The sequence below is a fragment of the Vulcanisaeta distributa DSM 14429 genome (assembly GCF_000148385.1).
In the GTDB taxonomy this organism is placed as follows: Archaea; Thermoproteota; Thermoprotei; order Thermoproteales; family Thermocladiaceae; genus Vulcanisaeta; species Vulcanisaeta distributa.
Window position 1 is genome coordinate 1,722,674 of sequence record NC_014537.1, and the last position, 23,582, is coordinate 1,746,255.

Here is a 23,582-nt window from a genome sequence, read left to right on the forward strand (position 1 = left end):
TAAAAATGTACGTGACGATATTCACATCAAGGCAGGACTACACCTCGAGACTAGGAATGGGTATTTATTTAAGGCCTAGGTGTGATTATGCATTATGGTTGTGGAACGCCTATGAGTTAATTAATGCCAATGTAGGGTATTGCGGTGATGAATTAATGGCAAGGTATCTGGATGTATATAGGGAATTACGGTGGGAAAGGAGCGTTAAATCTATCGTAAACCTGAAGAGCGAAATGATGAGGGTCAGGAGTGAATTAAGAAGGGGCTGTTCTGATGAATTAATATGCTTAGCAAATAGGTTGTATGAGTATAATAAAGCGGTAAACATGTTGTATAGTTATTACAGAAGAATTAAGGAATTGAGCCCTGAGGACCTCTCTAAGTTATCCATCGCATTTAATAGATATAACATGCCCTTAATGAGCCTCAGGGTACTTGATGAATTAATGTCTTCATCTAATGATGAACTAAAATACTTAACTTTCTTATCATTGCTTAATCCAATAACGTGGCCATTTCACATAACTATGGATACGAAGATTACACCATACCTCAATTGGATTCTCATGTACATTAATGAGCACTTCATAATTTTAATAACGAGTTTAAACCGTGCATATGCAATTAGTGATTTGAACATTAATATCAATGGTGGTAAGGTAACCCTCAGTAATGATTATGAGTTTATGTCCATAATGCCAACGCACATAGTGACTAGGATTGAATCCCTGGATGGGCATGGATTAATATTCGTAGGTAATTGGAGTGATTCCGCCATTGACTTCAACATTGACTTTAGGCCGAGGGAGGGTTCTATCAAGGGTGTATCGCTTGATGCTAACCTTTCACAATTAACACCAATTATGGTGCCTCCTCACGATTACTTATCAATTAAGTATAGTGTATGATTAAGATAAGGGATAAGATGAATCGCTTAATTTGAAGTATATTAGGCAACCCTTGGTGCCAGGTAGAATTGAATGGAACCAATCGCAAAGTCCATCGTTAACTTTAATGGCTTATTATTATCAAATTCTATCGTCACAGTCTCACTAATCTGTTTCATGGGTTTAATAAAGTCAAGTAATAATTCAACGGAGTACGTTGAGTCATGGGAACCCTGCACTGAGTATTCATAAAAGACCTCATCACTACTTGTGTAAGTTGTCTCAATTGCCTTACCACCCTCACCCTCAGCCAATATAGAGAAGGAGTCCTCCTTAGCTATAAACCTCACGGAATCGGAAACCTCATTGGCTGCGCTTAATACGTCAACAAAAACCCCCATATCCATCCTAATCCTAACAGGGTACTCAAGCTTTGGCTCAGGGACCTCCTCTTCAGCAATGTTAATTATGGGAAGTCCAAACCTCCTATAGAAACCACCCTCCCTACCCTTCTTCGTGTATATAGTTATGAAGAACCTATTCTTAGCCGTATCAACACCAAGCTCAACCTTCTCTCTAGCCTTGACCCTCTTCAAAATCTTCTTAACAAGGTCGAAGCTTATCCCAACTTTCAACTCCTTCGTCACTGTGTACTCCTCAAGTCCTGAGCCAGGTATGTTCAATATCACTAGAGAAACCTTGCTCGGATCTATCGACTTCATCTTAATACCCTCAGAATCAATGATAAGGTTCGACTCCTGAAGTAGATTGGCTAGGGCCGTAAATACGTACCTAAACTCCTTACCCTTAGGGAACATTATCCTGTAGTACTCCTCGGTCTCAACAACGCCGCCTGCACCACCCTCCTCGGCGCCTTCTTCACTGACCTCTTCTGTTTCCTCCGTTGTCTCTTCCACGGCTTCCTCGCCTTCAGTGGTCTCCTCTTCTTCCTCACTTTCTTCACGTTCCTCCTTCTCAGGCTCCTCACTCTCAACCATAATTGATTGATACTAATTGTAGTTTTAATTTAAAAGGCTTTCATCGCCTAAATTAAGATAATTTCAGCAGGGTATAATGAGGAAGGAATTATATTATTCCCCATAGGACTTATCGCAAAATGCCTTACTTAATGATTGGTATTGATGATACTGATTGGGAGGGTGGTGGGTGCACGACCTATGTCATGTATTCATTCGTAAAATACCTAATTAAGGATGGTTCGATTAATAATGTTGTTGGACTACCACGTTTAACGAGGCTGAATCCTTATGTACCATTTAAGACAAGAGGTAATGCATCCCTATCAATAATCATACATGTTGCGTCTGAGGATGAGGTCGCGAATTATGTTGAGTTGATGGAATCATTAATAGACCAAATGGTTAAGAGAGTTGGTAAGACAAGCCCTGGAATTGCGTATATGGTAATAAATGACTTATCGAATATCAACGAGAGGTTACTTTGGTTTTATAGGAAAAGTGTTAGGGATATGGTTACGCTAGACCTCGCACGTAAGGTTGCTGATAAGGTTAATGCCAAGCTCGTGGGTGGCAGAGGTGTCATAGGGGCATTAGCGTCTTTAGGATTTATTCCAATTGATGCTACATTCGAGTTCATTGCATACAGGCTTGAGGATGAGGAAAGACCTATCATTAAACCCAGTGATGTAAAGCCCTGGGATGATGTAACAAGCCACTTCACGTTTTTGAATATATACGATAACCAGGTACTCATTGAGCCCCACGGGCCTGACCCCGTGCTCTTTGGCGTTAGGGGTGATTCACCATATCATGTGCTTGCCATGGGCAATTACCTAGCCAATAAGTATAATGCCATTGGTTGGATCATTTACATAACGAACCAGGGAACTAACGATCATAGATCACGCATGAGCGAATTCATACCATATAGGAATGTCGATCTCGTGGGTGCTATCACGAATGTAGTATTCAATGATAAGGGGCATGCATTCATTGCCTTTGATAATGACAGAAGGGCAATAGCATACAGGCACCTGGGGATTTCCAGGGAATTAGATGGTTGCGTTGGTTGCGTTGTTCAGGCGTGGGGTGGTGTTAAGTTAAATGGTGATTTCAGCCTTTACATAGAAGGTGTGAGGGTTCTTCATGATAGATATGTTGAGGTGAGGAATCCGAGGTGCCCTGTGTGTGGTGGACCCATGGAGTCAGTGGGTAGGTCGGGCATATTAAGGTGTAAGCGGTGTGGTTTTCAGGATAGGTTACCCAGGGTGTTAGTGCCGAGAAATAGGTGGTTCTCAGTAAATCCCAGGGCTAGTGAGTATAGGCATTTAATGAAGCCTAGCGAGAGGGTTGGTCTTGAGGGTCTTGCACTCTATATGCCTAAACCATTTCTATGGGTTTATTGATTACTATAGAGAAAGGTTTTTAATACATCTAATTACGGCACTCAAGAAGCCTATGAATGTGGAGAGCATTGCTGAGTCTAGGGTCATGAATTCTCTTAGAATTGATTTAAAAGTGAGCATTAACTATGAGGTTAAGTTGCGGCGATTAAGTAGGTTAATTCGACTGCGGAAGTTAATGAGCCTTGGACTTTAAAATTGAAAGTAAATCACCCAGGAAAGCTGGTAATTCCTCCTCACGAACCCACAACAGCACTGGTAGATCAAGGCCCTCATTATATCTATGCCTAATACCAATAGGGTACTCAACAACCTTCATGGCAGGAATATCATTCTCTGAATCACCCATATACATTATTGGTCCCTTTATGCCCATGAGCTCCCTAAGCCGTGATACGGCATAACCCTTATCAACCTGAATACCTGGATATATATCTATGAATGGATGACCCCTATACCTGATTACATTGAACCCCAATTCATTAGCCAATTTAATAATACGATTTAGAGCCTCCATATTTATTGAGCCCCTGGCTCTCCAATCAATTCCTAATCCACCAATTAAATCACCAACATGCTTAATCTCTACGTATATATTCCTTAATTCATCAATGCCGTTCATATAATTAATTATGAACATAAATTTATCCTGCCACTTAGGTAAATCCTCATGTATATAGCGATTATCATTAATCCTTATCTCAAGGCCATTCGTGCACGACCACGCCCTGGCAAACCCCGTCCTCGGTATTAAAAAGTCACAATCCTTCGTGCTTACTACAGCTATTGGTATGTACATGCTTATTTCACGTAATTTCTCATAAATAGGTTCGGGAGGTTTACTCAGGTTCCTGGCAACGTCTATCGGCGCTATTGTTCCATCATAATCAGTAAATAACGCTGAAACATTCCTAAATATGTTAATTTTATTATTGGGCATTACCGAGTTCGTGTAATATAATCAATTTAATAAGATTTATTTTCTCCACAACCTCTAAGGCGCTGAATGTACCTTAGTAGGTATGAGGAGGCAATGCTTCGTGGTGACTATGGAGATGCCATTGCAAGGGCAATGCAGGTAATAGTTAGGGTTGGCGATGTGCTCAAGGCCGATAAGTTGCTCGATATAGAGACGGCGCACATTGCAGGTGTTTCCTACTTAACAATAGGTGATCCAGGCCTTGAGTACTTAGAGGACTTAGCCAAGTCTAATGCTAGGTTTCGTGTATTTACAACGGTTAACCCCGTGGGCATTGATATGCTTAATGATTGGGGAATAGATAAAGAATTCATCGATAAACAATGGAGAATAATAAATGCGTTAAAGAGTATGGGCGCCAGCCTATGGCTCACGTGCACCCCATATGAGTACCTACGGATTAGACCGAGAACCTACCACGCATGGGCTGAATCGAACGCCGTAGCTTACGTAAATGCCATCTACGACGCATGGACTGAGAAGTTACCGGGACCCTTTGTGGTGTTATCAGCATTGGTTGGTAAAGTACCGAGGTACGGACTTTATACGATAAATGGTAGAACGCCAACACACATTGTTAGGGTTAAGGGAAACCAACCAATCACTGACCCATTAATCGCTGGGCTCCTAGGCAAAAGGATTGCAGAGTCTGTCAGTGATGGGAAGCCATACCTCGTGGCCAAACTTGGTGGCAATGCCGTAATTAAGCAATTACTAGCTAGTTACGCTACATACTCACCCCATGCATTCATTGTTATTGACGGAATAACACCAAACTATAAGGAGTATTTTGCAATGATGAGTAGGCCTGAGGTAATAGATATTGATATTAATGACATTATTAAAGATGCTAAAACTCAGGCACGTAACTTTGATGCGGTATTCCTCGGGTGTCCTCATTACGGAATTGATGAAGTCCTGTCAGTGGTTAATTACGTGAGGAATAGGGGATTTAAGAGGGCTAAGAAGCCCATTTACATAGCCACAACTCCCTTCGTAATTAATTCCCTAAGCCAGGGCATCATTAATATGCTTAAGGACTCTAATATACACCTAGTATTAACTACATGCCCAGTAGTATCACCATTCCTTAAGAGCGTTAGGGTTAATATCGTAGCCACCGAGTCAGTTAAGCAGATGTATTACCTGCCTAAGATGGTTGGCATTAACTATATAAGTTGTGATGGTATTGAGTGCCTGGACTTAGCATTCGATGATTAGTGGGGGTGATGGGCATTAAGTACGTGTCCTTCGATATAGATGGAGTCCTTGTTGATTCGGAAAATAGATTAAGATTGTGCCTTAAGCCTAATAATGAAGTTGATTGGGATTGCTTCCTTGATTGTAATAAATTGTTTATGGATAGTCCTAAACCAAGAAACATAAGTCTCCTTAAGTTATTAAGGGATAGGGGTTTTGGCATAATAATAGTGACGGGTAGGAGGGAGTCAATGAGGGAATGCACAATAAGTCAACTACGGAGTTTTGGCGTGAAGGAATTTGACGAGTTATTTATGAGGCCCGATAATAATACTCAACCTGACCCAATCTATAAATCGTGGATTATTAAGAATATAATGAGGAGGTATGAGATTCTCGTGCACTTCGACGATAATGCCAATACCGTATCAACCTTAGTGAGTAATGGAATTGATGCTGTGGTGATTTCTTAAAGTGATGCGTCATGAAAAGGATTGGCGTATTAAGTGTTAGGGGTGCGATGCCTTATTATGAGGAACTACCATTTAATATACGTATTAATGAACCAGGCATAATAAAGGACCTCGACCTATTAATACTACCTCCTGGAACCTTGGTGGAGTCTCAGGTACTACAACGTTATAGTTGGATTGAGAAGGAGATTTGGGAATACATTGAGAGAGGCGGTTTTACTGTAGGTGTTTGTTCAGGTACTCAATTACTGTCGAGAGCTGTTAACTTAAATGTTAAGGGGCTGCCTGGATATTCCAGGGGACTCGGCATTTTAGACATAGCCTTTGAACCATTGATTGTTACGGGGCCTGTGAGGGTTAAGATAATTGGCGAGAGTTGGGCGACCAGGAATCTCGTGGGTTTTGAGTTAATTGGTTGGCAGGCTCATACGTATGGTAGGATGAATATCTTATCAGATAATGTTCAGATTGTTGGGATGTCATATATATCTAGGCATAATTATAGGAATGAGAATATCAATGCACCCACACTTGTTGTGTCACGTAAATACAACGTGTTTGGAACAATGGTTCATGGAATACTTGGACACAAATCTCCAATAATGAGGAATATACTTCATGAGGTTGGGATTGTTAACGAAAATGAAATTGCAAGTTACTACAGAAGTTATCGTGAAAGTGATTGGGTAAGTAGAGGGGGTGGTAATCCTGAGGTGAGTATGAGGGTCATTACCGTAACGTCTACCATGACTGGGGAGGGTAAGACGCTAATATCAAGTGCATTAGCCTACTGCCTTAGTAAGGCTGGTTATTACGTGGGTATTGCCAAACTGGCTGGCGACATTAGGGATTTACATCCAAGCCTTTACATACTCAATAGACCTCTTAAACCCTGGATGAGCATAAGGTTAAGATGGGGTAGTAAGTCACTTGGTTGGGTTAATTGGCAGGAGGCGTTAAATGCCGTTAAGGGCATTGGGTTAGACGTGCTCATCATTGAAGGTGTTATGGGGCTTTTAACAGGCTCGGCTAGGAGGTATAAGCGTGGATTCTCATCTACACTGGACTTCATAAGGCAGGTAAGCACCGACATGGTATTAATAGCCTCTGCAAATTTCGACGGAATCGAAGGCGCATTGCTTAGACTTAAGTCCCACATTGACTTACTCATTAAGTATGGTAGGAAGCCTATGCTCGTAATACTCAATAATGCTTATGGTGGAACACATGAAAATAAGATGCTCAGGAGTTTTGGAAGGAAAATCAGTAAGTTAGGTATACCATTCATAGTTATAAATTCATTACCCATATCTTCAAAGCCTGAGGAGTTGATAGATCTTGAGGACTATAAGGAAGCTGCAATGAGAATCTCGAGCATAATGTGCGATATTATTACTAATGCATTAGGTAAATCACGGTGATTATTGATAGGTAATCATTAATCCAGTGAATGATTATGTCAGGTATTACGTTCCTCGTTGATATGAATATAACGCCTGAAATTATCCCATAAACGAATATGTAAGCAAGCGTATAGGTTAATGGGATTAAGTTATTTATGCCGTAAACTGCCAGGTAAACGGGCACGTGCGCCATGGTAAAGTAGATGGCATCTATAATTACTGCAGGCATTGCCGTGATGGCATTAATGGGGTTGTTCCTCGGTAATAACCTATTGAGCATGAAGCCTCTGAATACCATTTCCTCACTAATGGCTATTGGGTATAGCGTGTATATAAGGAGGAGTATGTTCGTTAGAGGTAATTGGGGTATAGGAATCATTAGGGGTATCAAGCCGCTAATTAAGAACCATATCAGCGCTGAGGCAATGATTATGGGTATTGATAACCTACCAAATAGTGGCTTCCAGGACAGGCCTAACTCATTATGTAATTCATGGATCTTTCGCCTATTGAGAATGAGTAAAGCTGCAATCACTACGTATAGGTATGGGGCGAGGTCTCCAAGGAGGTACGTTGACAATGCGTTAATTGGGTTTTTAACGGCATTACTCAGGGTTTGTGTTATTGATGATACAATATCATAATGAGTGTTTGTTAATATGTATGGTTCATAGGTTATGAATACAGGGATCACTATTGCTATTAGGAGTATCGTGGGCCAAATAACATCGCCTAAATACCTACTCATTGCTCGATTAACTAACACACTCTACTTAATAATTCTACTCACATGTGGATGCTAATGCCGTAGTACCTTAAGGCAGGGAGGCGGCGACTTAATAAGTCAGTTATTATAGCTGTATTGCTGAGAAATGAGAAGTAAAGAGTATAGGGAGGAGGATGAGGAGGAGGAAGAGCTTGAAGAGGAGGAGTTTGAGGAGCGTGAGGAGGAGGAAGAGGAGGAAATAACAATAAAGGCTGAGACACCGCAGAATACACCACCGTCAATAGTGCTTACCGTGACTTATGATGGAAAGGCTGGTAAAGCCCTCGTCAAGCTTTACGACCCAGTTAATGATAGGGTTTATTTTTGGTACGATAACACTGGACATAAACCTTACCTATTAACCAATGTGAAGCCTGAGGAATTGATCACAAAGTTCACGAAGGTTATTCTACATCCGGGATTTAGCCACATAGAGACTGTGGAGAAGTATGATCCGCTGAGTGATAATAAGATCGTACTTACAAAGATAAATGCTAAGGACCCATTGAGCATTGGAGGTAGGTCTGACTCAATAAGAGAGTTACTTCCAAAGACTTGGGAGTCTAGGATAAGGTACCACCTATGTTATATTTATGATAACGAAATCATACCTGGCATGTTTTATAGGGTCGAGGATGGCAAATTGGTCCAGGTACCCATTGAGGTGCCCGCTGAGATTGAGGACTTCATAAATAAGTTATACGCCAATGATAAGGAATTCCTTGAGGAGGCGAGGAGGTGGATACCGCTGTTTCAAGCCCCTGTACCAAACATAAAGAGGCTGTCTCTCGATATTGAGGTATTCACTCCACAGGAGAATAGGGTGCCGAATCCTAAGGAGGCTAATTACGAGATCATATCGATAGGGCTTGCGGGTAGTGATGGTTTGAAGAAGGTATTGGTCCTCAGGAGACCTGATATGGAGTTAAGACCGGAGGACCTTGAGAATCTCATGTATGATGACGTTGAGGTGGAGTTTTTTGATAGTGAGTATGATATGCTGAAGGAGCTATTCTCGATAATCCTACAATACCCAATACTAATTACGTTTAATGGCGATAACTTCGACCTACCCTACATCTACCACAGGGCTTTAAAGCTTGGTTTTAAGAAGGAGGAGATACCAATAGTCCTGAGGAGAAATGAAGCCTCCATAGCCCTTGGAATACACCTCGACCTTTACAAGTTCTTTAATATCAGGGCCATCGAGGTTTACGCCTTCAGCGGTAAGTACAGGGGTATGGATAGGACACTGGACACCATAGCCCACGCGATAATAGGCATGTCTAAGTTGAGCAGGGATAAGCCCGTATCCCAAATGAACTATGTCGAATTAATTAATTATAACTTCAGGGATGCATTCCTAGGGCTTTACCTGACTACGTACGACAACAACCTGGTACTGAGACTGATAATATTAATGTCCAGAATATCCAAGACACCACCTGATGACCTGGTTAGAAGCCAAATATCTGCGTGGATTAGGAATATGCTGTATTACGAGCATAGGAGGAGAGGTTGGTTAATACCTGAGAAGGAGGATATTGTTAAGGCTAAGGGCGATGTAGCAACTAAGGCAATTATTAAGGGTAAGAAGTACGCAGGCGCCATAGTCCTCGAACCCATGCCTGGTATATTCCCGAATGTCTACGTACTTGACTTCGCAAGTATGTACCCATCTGTGATAAAGCGTTGGAATATATCGTACGAAACCGTTAAATGCCCAAGCGAGAAGGAACAGAGCAATAAGCCAATACCGGAGCTACCTCACTGGGTGTGTAATGATAGGAGGGGACTGACTGCATTAATCGTAGGCCTGCTCAGGGACTTAAGGGCTTACGTATATAAGAAGTTAGCTAAGACCGCACCCAGTGAATTACTAAGGAGCTATTATAATGTTGTACAGAGCGCCCTCAAGGTATTCATTAACGCATCATATGGTGTATTGGGAGCTGAGGTATTTCAGTTATATTGCCCACCTGCCGCTGAATTAACAACTGCCCTGGCCAGATATGTGTTATCTAGGACTGTGTTGAAGGCGCTTGAGCTTGGGTTGGTGCCTATCTATGGCGATACCGATAGCCTATTCATATGGAATCCTGATGAGAGTAAGCTCAAGGAATTGATTGAGTGGGTGGATAAGGAGTTTGGTATTGAGATTGAGCTTGACAAAGTCTATAAGCTGGTTGCCATGAGTGGTAGGAAGAAGAATTACGTCGGTATACTACAGAATGGTGAATTAGACATAAAGGGATTGGTCGGTAAGAAGAGGAACACGCCCGACTTTGCTAAGGAGGCCTTTAATGAGGTTGTGGGTCTGCTCTCCGATATCCGGGGGCTTGAGGATGTTGGTAAGGTTGTTGAGGAGGTTAGGGATAAGGTCAGGGATTACTATAGGAAGTTGCAGAGGAAGGAAATACCGCTCAATAAATTAGCAATAAGGACGGCGTTGACCAAGCCCCTTGAATCATACACGAAGAATACGCCACAGCATGTTAAGGCGGCACTGCAGTTAAAGAACCTTGGCTATAACGTGAGGCCCGGCGATATAATAATCTACGTGAAGACCACGGGTAAGGAGGGAGTTAGGCCGATACAATTGGCTAGGATTGACGAGATAGACCCCAATAAGTACATTGAGTACCTAAGGACGTCATTGGAGCAGGTCCTTGATGCATTCGGGATTGAGTTTGAAAGCGTAATGGGCTCGTCAATAATAGATAACTACTCATGATAATAATTATGTAAGCGTGAAAAATCACTCCTCAAGTAACTCCTCACCTTCTCCCTCGCTCTCCGGCGTTAATGATGATAATATGTTATTCACCACCTGGTTTATGACATTGTCATTTATGTAAGGCATTATTACGACAAATCTATCAGCCTCCATGTCCTCACCCATCCACCTATTACTATATATTATTTCATAAGTTGGTATCTCAACCTCAGCCTTATTACCAACCCTCCTAACACCGTACTTCTCAACCTTTTTGTAAAGCTCCTTACTTAATGGTAAATCTAGGCTCACTGTCTGAGGTACCTTAAGGACTATGAAGTCTGACTCCTCCGGGTTCCACTTATCTAATAGCTTCTTCACGTAATTCTTCACAGTATCCGTGAGGCTTGACTTAACAATTTCCTTATTAGCTATGTTCTCATTCTCTATGTAAACAACCACATTCTCACTCTCCTCAGGCATACCCACAATTACTATGTCTGAGGATTAATTAATAAAGCTTAACTTTACCCTACCACTAAAATTGCTGATTACATTCAATTATTACGGGAACTCAAAGACCTAATAACAGTAATTATCCTCTCTATGGCAGTGATATTAGTTAATAATGCGAGAAGGACTAAACCATATAGGGCCACTGCGCCAATGCCCGTGATTATAAATATCAAGAGGATGAGAAGGATAAGAATGAGCCTCTCCTCCCTTTCAAGAAGCCCAACGCCGATCATTTTGATGCCGAGCGCCTCAGCCCTAGCCCTCGTGTAACTTGTCATTAATGAGCCTAATACTGCAAGTAATAACGAGATTGTACTTAATAGGTTCATATCGCTGACTATCCAAAGGTCAATTAATGCTATGAAATCAACGTACCTATCCAACGTGGAGTCCAGGAAGGCGCCGAGCCTAGACGCCCTTCCCCAGTACCTGGCTATTAACCCATCAAGCATATCAAAGGCGCCCGCAATTATTAATAGCGTGAATGTCAGTATATAGGCCCAGTAATGATGTAACCACGTTAGGTAGGGTGTTGGTAATGTAATGATTAGTGATGACACAGTTAATGCATTAGGATCCCGAGGCAATACCTTAGCAAAGCCTCTCTCAAGAATCCTTCTACCGATTCTTTCAATCCTATCCTTAAGTTTTCCCAGGACCACAATCGACACCGCAGTTAAAGACTTGCTTGAGGATTGAGGATATGAAGTCCCTAGCCCTTAACCAAAGCTCTATGGTATCTGGCCTTAACCTATACATCTTAGAACCATTGCTAATAAAGGTCTCCAGTAATCCATCCCTCTCCATTTTATAAAGCACTACGTAAACCCCAACATTTGTTATATCGATGTTAAAGCGTTCCCTTATTTCCTTCGCTATTTCATAACCATACATAGGCCTCTCCATTAATAACTTAACTATGTAAATCCATAGATTCTCCTTAGTTAACTTAATCATTAACCTATTAAGTGCCTTCTGGCTCATTAGATTTCTTGATAATGGCGTTAATTAATAATTTTAAATGCTAACCTTTGACCTCAATACCTGTGGCGTATTCGTATTACATAAGCCAATAGAGAAAGATTTAATAACCCATCACTTACATAGTCTCGATGTCACTAAGGGGAACTACATTCCTAGAAAGTGTGCTACAAACACTAAAGAGAGCTATAGAGTTAGGTGGATACCCGCAGGAGGTCTATGAAATCCTAAGTAGACCCCAAAGAATAATAACCGTTAACATACCCGTTAGGATGGATAACGGAAAAATACAGGTATTCACAGGCTATAGGGTACAGCACAATAATGCCTTAGGACCCTACAAGGGTGGAATAAGGTTCCACCCTGAGGTGACGCTTGAGGAGGATATAGCATTAGCCACGGTAATGACGTTCAAGAATGCATTAAATGGTTTACCATATGGTGGAGGTAAGGGTGCGGTTGCCGTTGATTATAAGAAGTTGAGTAAGAGGGAGCTCGAGGAGTTAAGTAGGGGTTATGCAAGGGCATTGGCACCCTTCATAGGTCCTGAGGTCGATATACCAGCACCTGACGTTGGCACTGACCCACAAATAATGGCTTGGATGGTTGATGAGTACAGCAAAATCGCAGGTCGCAACGTGCCCGGCGTATTCACGGCTAAGCCAGTAATACTATGGGGTAACCCAGTTAGAGAGTACTCAACAGGCTTCGGTGTTGCTGTTTGGGCTAGGGAGGCTGCTAAGAAGCTGTGGGGTGGTATTGAGGGTAAGACCGTGGCTGTTCAGGGATTCGGCAATGTGGGTTACTGGGGAGCATACTGGCTAGAGAAGATGGGTGCTAAGGTCGTTGCAGTGACGGACAGTAAAGGCGGTGTTTATAACCCAAATGGACTTAAGCTGACGGATGTTAAGGCTGTTAAGGATAAGACCGGCACTGTCATGAATTACGACTCACCAGGAACTAGAAAGATAACCAATGACGAAGTCCTGGAATTACCGGTTGATATATTGGTGCCCGCCGCGCTGGAGAACGTAATACACAGGGGCAATGCCAATAATATAAAGGCTAAGCTAATAGTTGAGGGTGCAAACGGACCGACAACCGCTGACGCAGAAAAGATACTCCACTCGAAGGGTGTCTGGATACTGCCTGACCTAGCGGCTAATGCTGGCGGTGTCGTGATGTCATACCTGGAGTGGGTTGAGAACCTGCAGTGGTATTTCTGGGATGAGGAGGAGACAAGGAATAAGCTGGAGAGGATATTACTCGATACATTCAATAGGGTAATGAATAGGTGGAATAAGCTGGGTACGAGCCAGGTAACGATAAGGGAGGCTGCTTACGTAGAGGCTGTGGACAGGATATACAATGCAATGAAGGTTAGAGGCTGGATCTAATGAATGAATCTGAATAAAAGTAAATATAAAAATAGATTTTCCATATTTTAATATAATTCTAATCAATTAAAAATAAATAAATTATTTTAAATAAACACATTATTCTTGACTTAAAATTCACATTATTCCGAATATTGTAATGGAAATCAAAAACAACATAGTGATAGATAAGGTAAGTAAGGATCTAATTGTTCTAAGGTATAACGATACATTGACGAGGTACTTTAAGGCATTATGGCAAATACCCGAGGGAGTTATGTACAATGCACATCTATTTAATTGATGATACGGCAATACTCTTTGACACGTGGAAGAAGAGCTTAGAGCATGATTTCTTTGGCGCCTCTGAGTTCTATGATAGAAATCTGTGACCTGGATTGTGTTGTGATTCACCATATGGAACCAGATCACAATGGATTGATAAAGGCTTTACATGAGAAGAACCCAGGTATCACCCTCATTGAGCGCTCAATGACTAATAAGTTAATGAGGAGTCTCTATGGGATAAGCCCAAATTTAAGGCTGTTAAGGACGGTGAGGTATTGAGTACGAAGGATTATCAGTTAATGTTTATTCACGTGCTATGGCTTCATAGGCCCAAGACCATGTTCATATACATACCCAAATGAAGTCAGTAACACATTAACCCAATAGAGTGAGATTAATCAATACCCAATCAGGACAAAAAACTTAAATTCTAACAAGGCAGCATTGACTTGCCGCCGTAGCTCAGCCCGGTAGAGCGGCGGGCTGTTAACCCTGCAGGAACCCGTAGGTCCCGGGTTCAAATCCCGGCGGCGGCGCCAACACGGTTGTTTTGTTTCGGCCTGTGGGCATTTTAGGTGACGTTCACCACCTATGCGGTTCAGCCTCACCTGTCGCTATTATTTTTAGTCTTTCTATTCCGTTTATCTTCCTTATTATTTCAGCTACGGATTTCGGTACGAGTTTTTCCCACTCAGGGTCGTCCCTAAGCATTAATTCTCTAATCCTTGTGGAATTATATTTCTGCCTATCATAAAGTGGTTGTTGCCTTACCTCGATACCCACCTCCTTGAGTAACATAGCTACGAATGGGTTGCCCGTATAGGCAACTTGAAATGGTGGTACGTACGACCTTAAGTAACCGAACCATGCTGCATTATTTTCAATGTTTGGTATTGGTACGATTATAATCCTCGACAAGTCCACACCACCCTCCCTTAAAGCCTCTCTTAACATCCAAATTCTTTCACCCACGGTGAATGGGTCCTTAATTATGTAATTGAATTGCGCAGAACCAATCACTATTATTAACTCATTAACCTCATTAAGTATATCCTTTACTGCCCAAACATGTCCCCAATGAGGTGGTTGAAACCTACCAATGAAAAGACCCCTAATCATTACATTCACTAATTTCGGTAATATTAAGTCCCCCCTTTTATTACTCACGCAATGGCTGTAATTCTATAGCTATCTATTAAAAACTCGACAGTTGACTAATACCTTAAATCTAGTTAAACTATATACTAGGATAGTATTTAAATAAGTGTTTATTAAGTCGAAAGCGTATGAGTGAGGAGGTTAAGGAGGTTAAGATTGAGACCAGTGGTAAAGTCATTCAAAGTCCTTGCGGACCTATAATTCATGGTCTTGAGGACGTCCTTGTAAAGACCACCACCATAAGTGATATTGATGGTAAAAACGGAATTCTTTGGTATAGGGGTTATAGAATTGATGACTTAGCTAAATACTCAACATTTGAAGAGGTGGCGTATTTAATACTCTACGGTAAATTACCTAATAGGAAGGAGCTTGAAGACTTTAAGGAATTGTTGGCCTCATATAGGGACTTACCCAGTGAGGTTTATTCAATAGTAACTACCTTAGGTAAGGTTAAGGCGCACCCAATGCTAGCCCTAGAGGCCGGTGTGGCCGCCCTGGGTGCCTTTGATGAGAACCCAAACGATTACAGTAAGGAGGCCAATCTCAAGAGGGCTGTTAAACTAACGTCAGCCCTACCAATAATGATAGCCGCACATTACAGAGCCAGTAGAGGTCTTGACCTAGTTAAGCCTAGGAAGGATCTAAGCCACGCCGCTAACTTCCTCTATATGATGTTTGGGAAGGAGCCCGATGAAACATCGACAAAGGCAATAGACCTATACTTAGTCCTCCACATTGATCATGAGGTGCCTGCATCGACATTCGCTACGCTGGTAGCAATATCGACATGGACGGATTTGTATTCAGCTATCGCAGCCGGTATAGCCACACTGAAGGGTCCACTCCATGGTGGTGCCAATGAGGCTGCAATGAAGCAATACCTAGAGATTGGAAGTCCCGAGAATGCTAGGCCATACGTGGAGAAACTACTTGCGGAGGGAAAGAGAGTGATGGGTGTTGGTCATAGGGTGTATAAGGCCTATGATCCAAGGGCAAGGATTTACAAGGAGCTTGTTAGGCAGTTAAGCGAGGTCAAGGGTAATATGACGTGGTATAGGATTGCAGAGGAGGTGGAGAAGGTAGTCCTTGAGAAGTTGGCTCCGAAGAAGCTTTATCCAAATATTGACTTCTGGAGTGGCATAGCCATGTACCTGCTCGGAATACCCTATGAATACTACACGCCAATATTTGCGATGTCGAGGGTGGTTGGGTGGGCTGCGCACGCCATTGAGTATTTAGACCAGCACAGGTTATTTAGACCTAGGGCATGTTACACAGGTCCTCATGACGTACCCTACGTACCCATCGATAAAAGGCAGTGATAGGCCTTCGCTAGTAAAAAGTGTTAAAAGCACTGCATTTCTTAATTTCTTCGATTTCGATGCCTAATGATGAATTATTAAAGGAATTGAAGAATATACAGATTAGCCTAAGAGGATTGGCTGCCCGCGCCGTGATCAATTACATATTAACCGAACTCAACGAAATTAATTCAGTAACTGAGGATGAACTTAACGCTATACTGCGTAACGCCCTAAACCTAGTGGAGATTGAGGAAAGTGATATCCGTAGAGTTAGGGAATTCATTGAGAAGATGATTTATCAATGAGCCTTGTTTACCTAATCAAGTGGAAGGAATGCCTTGATAGTGTTATTAAGAACGAAAATGTAAACATACTCAGTTTAAGTAATGAGGGAGCGCTAGTAATGACTAATGATGATACGAATTTTATGAATAAGGCCCTTGATAATGGATGTACGGCATACGCGAGGTACTATAGATTTAGGGTGATTAAGGCAGGTAATTTAGACGATACTCAAAGGATCATTAAGCCACTCGATATGTGGGTCGAGAATTATATACTTAATATAGTCATTAACCCGTTAAGGCTTAGCACGTTTGATATTGCCAAAATACTTTATGGCTTGAACTTTGAATTGGAGTTGATAAGTGAGGATGATGTTGAGTATACGAAATGATGGGTAAGGGAAAACTCTTATGTTTATAGATAGTAAGTAATATTAAATGGATATCACGAGCTTCATGAATAGGGAAGCGACGCCGGACCTCGAATACCTGGTTGACCCATCACCAACCGAGGCTCTTCGACTCATAAATCTTAGGAAGAGTACCCACGTAATACTCATTTATGGAGACATGACTGCGTTTTACGAAGGTAGGGCAAAGTCGCAACTTGAGGATTTAATGCCTAGGTTGGTCATATCGAAGCCTGATGGGACGTTCATGGTTCATGAATCTAATAAGGAGAAACCCAGGCTTTGGAATCCACCACCATCTACGCTATATGCCTCAATAAATCTCGGCGTACTAACACTCAGGAGTGTTAGGGCAAGCCCTAGGGAGGTGGTTATGGTGGAGATACCTGTGATTAGGTTCGTTAGCGCTGTGAGGCTTGGTATTACGTTGAATTACAGGGTCTTTGGTACTGAGGAGGACTTAGTAAATGCCATAGTAAGTAACCCAAGTATTGTTGAGGATGGACTACAAATAATCGCCAGGGAGTACCATACGATTGTTGGCGATATAGACCTACTGGGTAAGGACTCCAAGGGCAACCTTGTGGTTATTGAATGCAAGAGGAGCCAGGCAGGTCCAGAGGCTGTTAATCAACTTAAGCGTTACGTAGAGCACTTAAGTCAAAAGGAGAGCAAAAACGTTAGGGGTATACTCGTTGCACCCTCAATATCGTCCGCAGCCTACCACTACTTAAGGCAGTACGGACTTGAGTTTAGGCGTGTTGAACCAAAGAGCTTAATTTAGATCATGGTATTGCTGAGAATAGTACTAGGAATACTACGGCGAGGATAACGGACATTATATACCAGCGCAGGGAAAGTATCGTTAGGTCCCTAAATTCCCTATTTCTTCCGTAATTAATCAGCAACAGCGTTAAAAGCAGACCATCTGTTGAGGGTATCGCGATTATGATCGATAGCAATATTGTCTCGGCCATTATTGACACGGCAGTACTGCTTGACACGGCATTCGTGGCAATACCAGCATAGACCCACTGCTCGGCCGTATTCCAAATACCAAAGAGCGGTATTAATGATGGACCTAACGACATCATTAGGTTAGTTAGCTTGTAAGAGAAGGCTGCGACCTGGGACACTGATGATAACTTATTAATCATTGACTCCTCCTGATTAATTTCCTGGTTTACCTGGGATGCGAATTGCTGGCCGGGCTTTACAGCATATCCAAGGAAGTAAGCCGCCAGATAAAGCAACAGTAGTACTAGGAATAGGTATATCCTGAACCTCCCCAACTTGCCTACTATGGAAATCCTTATCCTTTCCTCCTGTGTTAGCATTCATTACTCATTAATCGTGGGCTTTAAAAATGATTACTCTCTCACTTGGTTAATCACGCCTTAAGCACTATGTGCTCAACACTATCCTTATAAGTCCTAGTGATTATACCCTGCTTCTCCAGATTCCTCAGTGCCAGGTCTATGTAGGTGACCTTAACCTTGAGGATCTCATCGCCATACCAATCAACCAACTTATTAATTATCTCATTCAAAGTCCACTCCCTCTTACCACCCTTAGACTCCTCGGTAAGTACCCTCCTTATGAAGTTCGTAGTGTCTTCGGTGATATTCCACGGATAGACAAACCACGTCCAATCCCTAACCTCAATAGCCCAATAATCAGGCTTAAACTTGGCAACCGTCGATATCCACTGAAGGGCTGCTGTCCTTACCTCTACGTTTTTGTTATTACGTTCTATGTGCTCCTTAGCTAATTGTATAGAGTCCCCAGTATCAACTATGTCATCTATCACAAGAACCTTCTTACCGCTTAGATCAACGGATAAGGGGTACTTAATGTATGCCTTCTCAGCGACCTGGGCTGTTGATGGCCAATGAACAACCTGGAGACTTATTAAGTCGGTAATGCCTAAGTAATCGCAGACGAGCCTGGCCGGTGCATAACCACCCCTGGCTATTGCAACTACGATATCCGGTAACCAACCTGAATCCTTTATTTTCATTGATAATACCCTAGCCCACTCGGCTATTTCATCCCAACTAACAAGCCTTATTGGTACCTTAACCACGTTTTTTGATAATTCTCATGACTGATTTATAAATTTCATGCTCACGCTGAGATAATGCATTATTAATGCATTTAAACTTTGATGTTTGCTAATTCGGAAGTGCTTTATGGCAATTAGGTACTACATAATACTTGCGGTGGCGGTGACGGCAATATCCTGGGCATCAATATTAATACTACTGTCTGGCGCCCAACCAATAGCCGTGGCCTTTTGGAGGACTGCGATAGCTGCAGCAGTATTATCGCCACTACTTATAATTGAAAGAAAGAATAACGCCTATGCGCCATCAATTAATGAACTGACACTAATGGTAGTTAGCGGTATTGCATTGGCGACGCACTTCATGACCTGGATTGAGAGCCTATACCTAACCACGGTAGCCGCAAGCACCACGCTGGTCTCAACATACCCAATATTCACATTGGCAATGGGTAGATTAATAGGTGAGAGGGTTGGCAAGCGATCAATAATAGGCACCTTAACCGCCTTCCTAGGCATTGTATTAATTACAGTACCTGAATTTTACGTGAACACAAAGGCCCTAATCGGTGATCTACTCGCGTTGGCTGGTGCCGTGTCTGGTGCTGTGTATTTCCTAATCGGTAGGTTCATCAGGGTTAAAGCATCTTTGGCGACATATACCGTGCCTGTTTACAGCGTTTCAGCAGTAACGACGTTAATTGTTGGCTTAATAATGCACACTAGGTTCTGGCCCTATCCACTGTATACCTGGTTCTACATATCAATGATCGTACTTGGCCCAATGCTACTTGGTCATACATTATTGAATTACTCCCTTAGGTATTCAAGGGCCATAACCGTAACCACATCGACATTGGGAGAGCCAATTGGTGCCTCATTACTTGCATTCGCGATATTTCACCAGGTTCCTCAGGCATTAACCATAGTTGGTATTGTCATCACACTACTTGGTATTTACATGGTTGTTTCTGAGGAGGTTCATGGAGGGACTTAAGTGTGGATTAGGTAAATTAATTAGTTCTTTTCTTTCCTCCTTTAAGTGGGAATTCTGTGGATTGCGTTGTAATAGTCGATTCGCGTGAGTACGAAACAGCTGAGGAGGTCGTTAAATGGATTAAGAGGTTAGGCTGTAATGTCATTCCTCGTAAACTCGACATTGGCGATTACGTATTACCTAATAATGTTGGTGTTGAGCGTAAGAGGGCCATGGACTTCATATCGTCAATAGTTGATGGCAGATTATTTGAGCAGAGCAGGGAATTACTCCGTGCATTCGATAGGGCCTACATAATTATTGAGGGCGATTTATGGAGGGCCATTAATAGGAGGGATGTACATAGGCACTCAGTACTTGGCGCATTGAGTACGTTAATTGACATGGGTATTAGGATCCTGTACACGCCTGATGAGGAGGGTACGGCTTATGTCCTGAAGTCCTTGGCAGAGAAGGCGGGAAGTAGGGGTATCAAGACAATACCTATTAAGAGAAGCGAAACGATTAGGGATGCTCAGATTCAATTCCTATCATCATTGCCTGGCATAGGTCCAAAGAGGGCTGAGGCATTATTGAAAGCCTTTGGAACTCCACTCGACGCACTGAATAATTTAGGGCAGTGGACCAGGAGGGTTGATAATATTAATGAGGGCATAGTTAGCATTGTTAGGAAGGTATTAACTACGAAGTATGGTGACGAAGAAAATGGCACAGTCATTCCAATAGACGAGGCCATTAAGGAAATGAGTGAGGGTAAAAGCGATACCGATAATAGAGAGAATAAAAAGGTTGGAGATAGTATTAATAATAGGCGCAATATAACGGATTTCCTCGGTGATAAATAATGGTAATCACATGCCCATACTGCGGCATGAATAACTGGGCAATGGTGCAATTCCTAAGTAGAAGGGGTAGTGAGAACTTCATAATTGCATGCCGCTGTAATAACTGCGGCAAGATTTTTTATTTATATAAGACGAAATTCGCAACATTAACCTATAAATTAGAAGATATAGGTCTTTAAAACACATGTAATTCCTTACATGTAAAAAGAGGAAAAATCCTTAAATATTAATCCCTAAAGAAGATCATTAATGCCGGAATTACCACTGGCACCAATAGATAGAATTTTCCATAAGGCGGGTGCTGAAAGGGTTGGTGAAGATGCAATACAAGCATTGAGAGATATCCTTGAGTATATTGCGTTTGATATAGCATCAAAGAGCATAGAATTAGCGAGACATGCTGGAAGAAAGACAGTAACAGCTGACGATGTTAAAACAGCAATTAGAATTCTCAGATGTATACCTGCGCCAACATCATAATGCCACTATTTAAATATGAAATATAATTAAATTTATTTATTTTAATTATTCATTACTCGCTTGATCTATCTGCATAATTAACAATGTACCTCCTCGGCTTAAGGACACTAACGATGTAATTAAATGCCTTATCGGGCATGCTGTGATCACCACACGTGTATACGTCAACCGTGGCAAACCTATAGACTGGCCATGTGTGTATTGCTATGTGGCTCTCCACAACTAACGCCAACACGCTCACCCCCTCCTTATCACCATTTATGAACTTCCATGACTTGACTTCGACTAAGTGGACATTGGCTATCTCGGCAGCCTTTATTACCAATGACCGTAGGAATTTCTCATCACTTAGAATGTTCGGGTCAACCCCGTATAAATTACCATACACGTGCTTACCGATCACCCCATTTAACCTTTCGTACTCCAATTGGGATGTTGTAGACATGGCTTTGGGTTCTAAGACCTCGGTATAGGCATGCCTTTAAATTCTTTTCCTTTAAATAAAAGAGGGAGATATGAATGCGTCCGTGCCCTATGTGCCTACACCACGTGACGTTGCCATTGAAATGCTTAAGTTAGCAAATGTGAGGCCTGGGGAGGTCGTTGTAGACCCAGGCGCTGGTGAATGCGGTATCATTATATTGGCGGTTACGATGTTCAATGCCGTTGGAATAGGTATTGAGATTAACCCAGCCCTGGTCAGGTCCTGCATTGAGTCCTTTGAGAGAATGGGATTGAGGGGTAAGGCATATATCGTATGGGGTGACCTATTTGACTTTGATTATTCAATAGCCGACGTCGTGACATTGTACTTAGGCAGTGATGTTAATGAGAAGTTAAGGCCTAAATTAAGTAGGGAGCTTAAGCGTGGATCCCGTGTAGTTAGCCATGATTTTGAGGTGCCTGGCTGGCGGCCTATAAGTACTATCGATGTTAATGGACCATTTAGAACACACAGAATTTATTTATATATCATTTAAATGATGAAACCCCGTGGATTATAGCAATGATTTAACGGAATTATTAGGTGCATACTTAGTACCACTTAAGGGAATTGAGGAAATATTAAGTAAGGGTGATAAGGGCAGTAAGTTACTGGTCGAAACTCCCCTTGGATTTAAGAATGTTGGGCTAGAGGTTGTACGGTATCTAAATAATAAGGGCTATAGGGCATATTTAAGCGGTCAGAATGTTTGGGGAGCCTGTGATTTCTCGGTGGTGGGTGATTATCAATACGTAATTCACCTAGGCCATGCCTTACCACCCAATATTTTTCGTATAATAAGTAGTAATTTTAGGTTAAGGAGGAGTGAATTTAATGATGTTATTATCGTTGAAATTGAGAATGGACCCACGGTGCTATTCTCGGCTATTTACTACGAACCAAAGCCTGAATTATTAAGTAAGGCTAAGGATGCCCTTAGTAATTTCATTAGGTCAGGCATTAATCCTTTCATAGCATATTCATTACCGTATAAGTTATATGCCCATGAAATTGCTAAGATACTTAACGCACCAATAGCGCCTGGCCCCATAACTGGTTGCTTCATACAATTTCCAATACCGAACACGATCCTATTCATAGGCTCTGGGTACTTTTACCCATTAACGTTTAAGTTACTAAGGCCTCAAACCACCGTATACCTATTCGACGTTTTTAGGAGTGTGATTGAGAATGTAGATAATGTATACCGCAGGTACTTGGCTATGAAGGTTAAGGCAATTCAGGATTTCGATAATGCGAGGTCCGTGGGTATCATCATCTCAAGAAAGCCTGGCCAATATAGGCCTGACTTAATTGAGGCGTTGATTAATAGGTTAAGGAGGTTGGGTAAGGAATTCGTAATTATTGATTTGAATGAGGTCTCGCCTGACTATGTTAATAACTTGCCTGCGGATGCCGTGGTAAATACGGCATGTCCGAGGATTGGCATTGACGATCTTGATAGGTTTACGAAGCCTGTCGTTAATGCTGGTGATGTCCTTAAGGTGAATTCACGTGATTTGAGTAATTTATTGGTGTGGTGATGCAGTGTTTAATCTTCATGGGAAAGAAAGGTTTTTATAG

General features: G+C 42.0%; 29 protein-coding genes and 1 tRNA gene. 20 read left to right on the forward strand and 10 right to left on the reverse strand.

Annotated features, from left to right (window positions below; translation table 11 throughout):
* The first annotated feature begins 5 nt into the window (after positions 1 to 5).
* Positions 6 to 908 carry a hypothetical protein gene (locus VDIS_RS09010; RefSeq protein ID WP_013336924.1) on the forward strand — a complete coding sequence of 301 codons (903 nt, stop codon included), beginning with the start codon at positions 6 to 8 and terminating at the stop codon, positions 906 to 908.
* A gap of 41 nt (positions 909 to 949) precedes the next feature.
* On the opposite strand, the gene VDIS_RS09015 is transcribed toward VDIS_RS09010, so the two are convergent.
* On the reverse strand, positions 950 to 1,885 hold the full coding sequence (locus tag VDIS_RS09015) for a DNA polymerase sliding clamp (RefSeq protein WP_013336925.1): 936 nt from the start codon (positions 1,883 to 1,885) through the stop codon (positions 950 to 952).
* A 119-nt stretch (positions 1,886 to 2,004) separates the two neighbouring features.
* Here VDIS_RS09015 and VDIS_RS09020 point away from each other — a divergent pair, with 119 nt between their 5' ends.
* Positions 2,005 to 3,273 (forward strand): TiaS agmantine-binding domain-containing protein, encoded by a 1,269-nt coding sequence (locus tag VDIS_RS09020; protein WP_013336926.1) that lies wholly within the window; start codon positions 2,005 to 2,007, stop codon positions 3,271 to 3,273.
* Positions 3,274 to 3,445: 172 nt separating this feature from the next.
* Here the strand turns inward: VDIS_RS09020 and VDIS_RS09025 are convergent, their stop codons facing one another.
* Entirely contained in the window at positions 3,446 to 4,210 is a 765-nt protein-coding gene (locus tag VDIS_RS09025) for a trehalose-phosphatase (protein WP_013336928.1), read from the reverse strand.
* A gap of 66 nt (positions 4,211 to 4,276) precedes the next feature.
* Here VDIS_RS09025 and VDIS_RS09030 point away from each other — a divergent pair, with 66 nt between their 5' ends.
* The 3 genes from VDIS_RS09030 to VDIS_RS09040 are packed head-to-tail and all read left to right on the forward strand — an operon-like array spanning position 4,277 to position 7,343.
* On the forward strand, positions 4,277 to 5,470 hold the full coding sequence (locus VDIS_RS09030) for an aconitase X (protein ID WP_013336929.1): 1,194 nt from the start codon (positions 4,277 to 4,279) through the stop codon (positions 5,468 to 5,470).
* 8 nt (positions 5,471 to 5,478) lie between these two features.
* Positions 5,479 to 5,922 carry a phosphatase domain-containing protein gene (locus VDIS_RS09035; RefSeq protein WP_013336930.1) on the forward strand — a complete coding sequence of 148 codons (444 nt, stop codon included), beginning with the start codon at positions 5,479 to 5,481 and terminating at the stop codon, positions 5,920 to 5,922.
* 11 nt (positions 5,923 to 5,933) lie between these two features.
* Positions 5,934 to 7,343, forward strand: a complete 1,410-nt coding sequence (locus tag VDIS_RS09040) for a nucleotide-binding protein (protein WP_013336931.1) — start codon at positions 5,934 to 5,936, stop codon at positions 7,341 to 7,343.
* On the opposite strand, the gene VDIS_RS09045 is transcribed toward VDIS_RS09040, so the two are convergent.
* Entirely contained in the window at positions 7,318 to 8,073 is a 756-nt protein-coding gene (locus VDIS_RS09045) for a CPBP family intramembrane glutamic endopeptidase (RefSeq protein ID WP_013336932.1), read from the reverse strand. The genes VDIS_RS09040 and VDIS_RS09045 overlap by 26 nt on opposite strands.
* Positions 8,074 to 8,197: 124 nt before the next feature.
* Here VDIS_RS09045 and VDIS_RS09050 point away from each other — a divergent pair, with 124 nt between their 5' ends.
* On the forward strand, positions 8,198 to 10,825 hold the full coding sequence (locus VDIS_RS09050) for a DNA-directed DNA polymerase I (RefSeq protein ID WP_013336933.1): 2,628 nt from the start codon (positions 8,198 to 8,200) through the stop codon (positions 10,823 to 10,825).
* A gap of 24 nt (positions 10,826 to 10,849) precedes the next feature.
* Here VDIS_RS09050 and VDIS_RS09055 read toward each other — a convergent pair whose 3' ends face one another.
* From VDIS_RS09055 to VDIS_RS09065, 3 genes are all read right to left on the reverse strand, one after another.
* Complete coding sequence (locus tag VDIS_RS09055; RefSeq protein ID WP_013336934.1) at positions 10,850 to 11,290, reverse strand: DUF2286 domain-containing protein; 441 nt, start codon at positions 11,288 to 11,290, stop codon at positions 10,850 to 10,852.
* Between the two features lie 74 nt (positions 11,291 to 11,364).
* Positions 11,365 to 11,985 (reverse strand): CDP-alcohol phosphatidyltransferase family protein, encoded by a 621-nt coding sequence (locus tag VDIS_RS09060; RefSeq protein ID WP_148678303.1) that lies wholly within the window; start codon positions 11,983 to 11,985, stop codon positions 11,365 to 11,367.
* Positions 11,966 to 12,307: a PadR family transcriptional regulator gene (locus tag VDIS_RS09065; protein WP_013336936.1), complete on the reverse strand. Its 342-nt coding sequence runs from the start codon at positions 12,305 to 12,307 to the stop codon at positions 11,966 to 11,968. Before VDIS_RS09065 ends, VDIS_RS09060 begins: the two co-directional genes overlap by 20 nt.
* A 128-nt stretch (positions 12,308 to 12,435) precedes the next feature.
* On the opposite strand from VDIS_RS09065, the gene VDIS_RS09070 reads away from it, so the two are divergent.
* The 4 genes from VDIS_RS09070 (at position 12,436) to VDIS_RS09080 (ending at position 14,507) form a co-directional block, all read left to right on the forward strand.
* The gene (locus VDIS_RS09070; protein ID WP_013336937.1) at positions 12,436 to 13,701 is read left to right on the forward strand and encodes a Glu/Leu/Phe/Val family dehydrogenase; all 1,266 of its coding nucleotides are present in this window, start codon (positions 12,436 to 12,438) and stop codon (positions 13,699 to 13,701) included.
* Positions 13,702 to 13,840: 139 nt separating this feature from the next.
* Complete coding sequence (locus VDIS_RS12880; protein ID WP_013336938.1) at positions 13,841 to 13,984, forward strand: hypothetical protein; 144 nt, start codon at positions 13,841 to 13,843, stop codon at positions 13,982 to 13,984.
* Positions 13,985 to 14,097: 113 nt separating this feature from the next.
* Positions 14,098 to 14,247, forward strand: coding sequence for a hypothetical protein (locus tag VDIS_RS12885; protein WP_171804855.1), 150 nt, complete (start codon positions 14,098 to 14,100; stop codon positions 14,245 to 14,247).
* A gap of 172 nt (positions 14,248 to 14,419) precedes the next feature.
* Positions 14,420 to 14,507 (forward strand) — tRNA-Asn (locus VDIS_RS09080).
* Between the two features lie 43 nt (positions 14,508 to 14,550).
* Here the strand turns inward: VDIS_RS09080 and VDIS_RS09085 are convergent.
* On the reverse strand, positions 14,551 to 15,087 hold the full coding sequence (locus tag VDIS_RS09085) for a nicotinamide-nucleotide adenylyltransferase (RefSeq protein ID WP_052885927.1): 537 nt from the start codon (positions 15,085 to 15,087) through the stop codon (positions 14,551 to 14,553).
* 167 nt (positions 15,088 to 15,254) lie between these two features.
* On the opposite strand from VDIS_RS09085, the gene VDIS_RS09090 reads away from it, so the two are divergent.
* The 4 genes from VDIS_RS09090 to nucS are packed head-to-tail and all read left to right on the forward strand — an operon-like array spanning position 15,255 to position 17,911.
* Positions 15,255 to 16,451 (forward strand): citrate synthase/methylcitrate synthase, encoded by a 1,197-nt coding sequence (locus tag VDIS_RS09090; protein ID WP_013336942.1) that lies wholly within the window; start codon positions 15,255 to 15,257, stop codon positions 16,449 to 16,451.
* A 59-nt stretch (positions 16,452 to 16,510) separates the two neighbouring features.
* Positions 16,511 to 16,738 carry a hypothetical protein gene (locus VDIS_RS09095; RefSeq protein ID WP_013336943.1) on the forward strand — a complete coding sequence of 76 codons (228 nt, stop codon included), beginning with the start codon at positions 16,511 to 16,513 and terminating at the stop codon, positions 16,736 to 16,738.
* Positions 16,735 to 17,109, forward strand: coding sequence for a hypothetical protein (locus VDIS_RS09100; RefSeq protein ID WP_013336944.1), 375 nt, complete (start codon positions 16,735 to 16,737; stop codon positions 17,107 to 17,109). Before VDIS_RS09095 ends, VDIS_RS09100 begins: the two co-directional genes overlap by 4 nt.
* A gap of 46 nt (positions 17,110 to 17,155) precedes the next feature.
* On the forward strand, positions 17,156 to 17,911 hold the full coding sequence (gene nucS, locus VDIS_RS09105) for an endonuclease NucS (protein WP_013336945.1): 756 nt from the start codon (positions 17,156 to 17,158) through the stop codon (positions 17,909 to 17,911).
* Between the two features lies 1 nt (position 17,912).
* On the opposite strand, the gene VDIS_RS09110 is transcribed toward nucS, so the two are convergent.
* Both VDIS_RS09110 and VDIS_RS09115 read right to left on the reverse strand, forming a co-directional pair.
* Positions 17,913 to 18,464, reverse strand: a complete 552-nt coding sequence (locus VDIS_RS09110) for a hypothetical protein (protein WP_013336946.1) — start codon at positions 18,462 to 18,464, stop codon at positions 17,913 to 17,915.
* A 53-nt stretch (positions 18,465 to 18,517) separates the two neighbouring features.
* Positions 18,518 to 19,213 (reverse strand): phosphoribosyltransferase, encoded by a 696-nt coding sequence (locus VDIS_RS09115; protein WP_013336947.1) that lies wholly within the window; start codon positions 19,211 to 19,213, stop codon positions 18,518 to 18,520.
* 106 nt (positions 19,214 to 19,319) lie between these two features.
* On the opposite strand from VDIS_RS09115, the gene VDIS_RS09120 reads away from it, so the two are divergent.
* The 4 genes from VDIS_RS09120 to VDIS_RS09130 all read left to right on the forward strand — a co-directional run bounded on the left by VDIS_RS09120 (position 19,320) and on the right by VDIS_RS09130 (position 21,514).
* Complete coding sequence (locus VDIS_RS09120) at positions 19,320 to 20,189, forward strand: DMT family transporter (protein WP_013336948.1); 870 nt, start codon at positions 19,320 to 19,322, stop codon at positions 20,187 to 20,189.
* A 56-nt stretch (positions 20,190 to 20,245) separates the two neighbouring features.
* On the forward strand, positions 20,246 to 21,034 hold the full coding sequence (locus VDIS_RS09125) for an ERCC4 domain-containing protein (RefSeq protein WP_013336949.1): 789 nt from the start codon (positions 20,246 to 20,248) through the stop codon (positions 21,032 to 21,034).
* Positions 21,034 to 21,213: a hypothetical protein gene (locus VDIS_RS12685; protein ID WP_013336950.1), complete on the forward strand. Its 180-nt coding sequence runs from the start codon at positions 21,034 to 21,036 to the stop codon at positions 21,211 to 21,213. The genes VDIS_RS09125 and VDIS_RS12685 overlap by 1 nt, the downstream gene beginning before the upstream one ends.
* Positions 21,214 to 21,283: 70 nt before the next feature.
* Positions 21,284 to 21,514, forward strand: coding sequence for a histone family protein (locus VDIS_RS09130; RefSeq protein WP_013336951.1), 231 nt, complete (start codon positions 21,284 to 21,286; stop codon positions 21,512 to 21,514).
* A gap of 52 nt (positions 21,515 to 21,566) precedes the next feature.
* Here the strand turns inward: VDIS_RS09130 and speD are convergent, their stop codons facing one another.
* Entirely contained in the window at positions 21,567 to 21,959 is a 393-nt protein-coding gene (gene speD / locus VDIS_RS09135) for an adenosylmethionine decarboxylase (protein ID WP_013336952.1), read from the reverse strand.
* Positions 21,960 to 22,029: 70 nt separating this feature from the next.
* On the opposite strand from speD, the gene VDIS_RS09140 reads away from it, so the two are divergent.
* Positions 22,030 to 22,494 (forward strand): class I SAM-dependent methyltransferase family protein, encoded by a 465-nt coding sequence (locus VDIS_RS09140; protein WP_013336953.1) that lies wholly within the window; start codon positions 22,030 to 22,032, stop codon positions 22,492 to 22,494.
* A gap of 13 nt (positions 22,495 to 22,507) precedes the next feature.
* Positions 22,508 to 23,542 carry a 2-(3-amino-3-carboxypropyl)histidine synthase subunit 1/2 gene (locus tag VDIS_RS09145; protein ID WP_013336954.1) on the forward strand — a complete coding sequence of 345 codons (1,035 nt, stop codon included), beginning with the start codon at positions 22,508 to 22,510 and terminating at the stop codon, positions 23,540 to 23,542.
* The last annotated feature ends 40 nt before the right edge of the window (positions 23,543 to 23,582 follow it).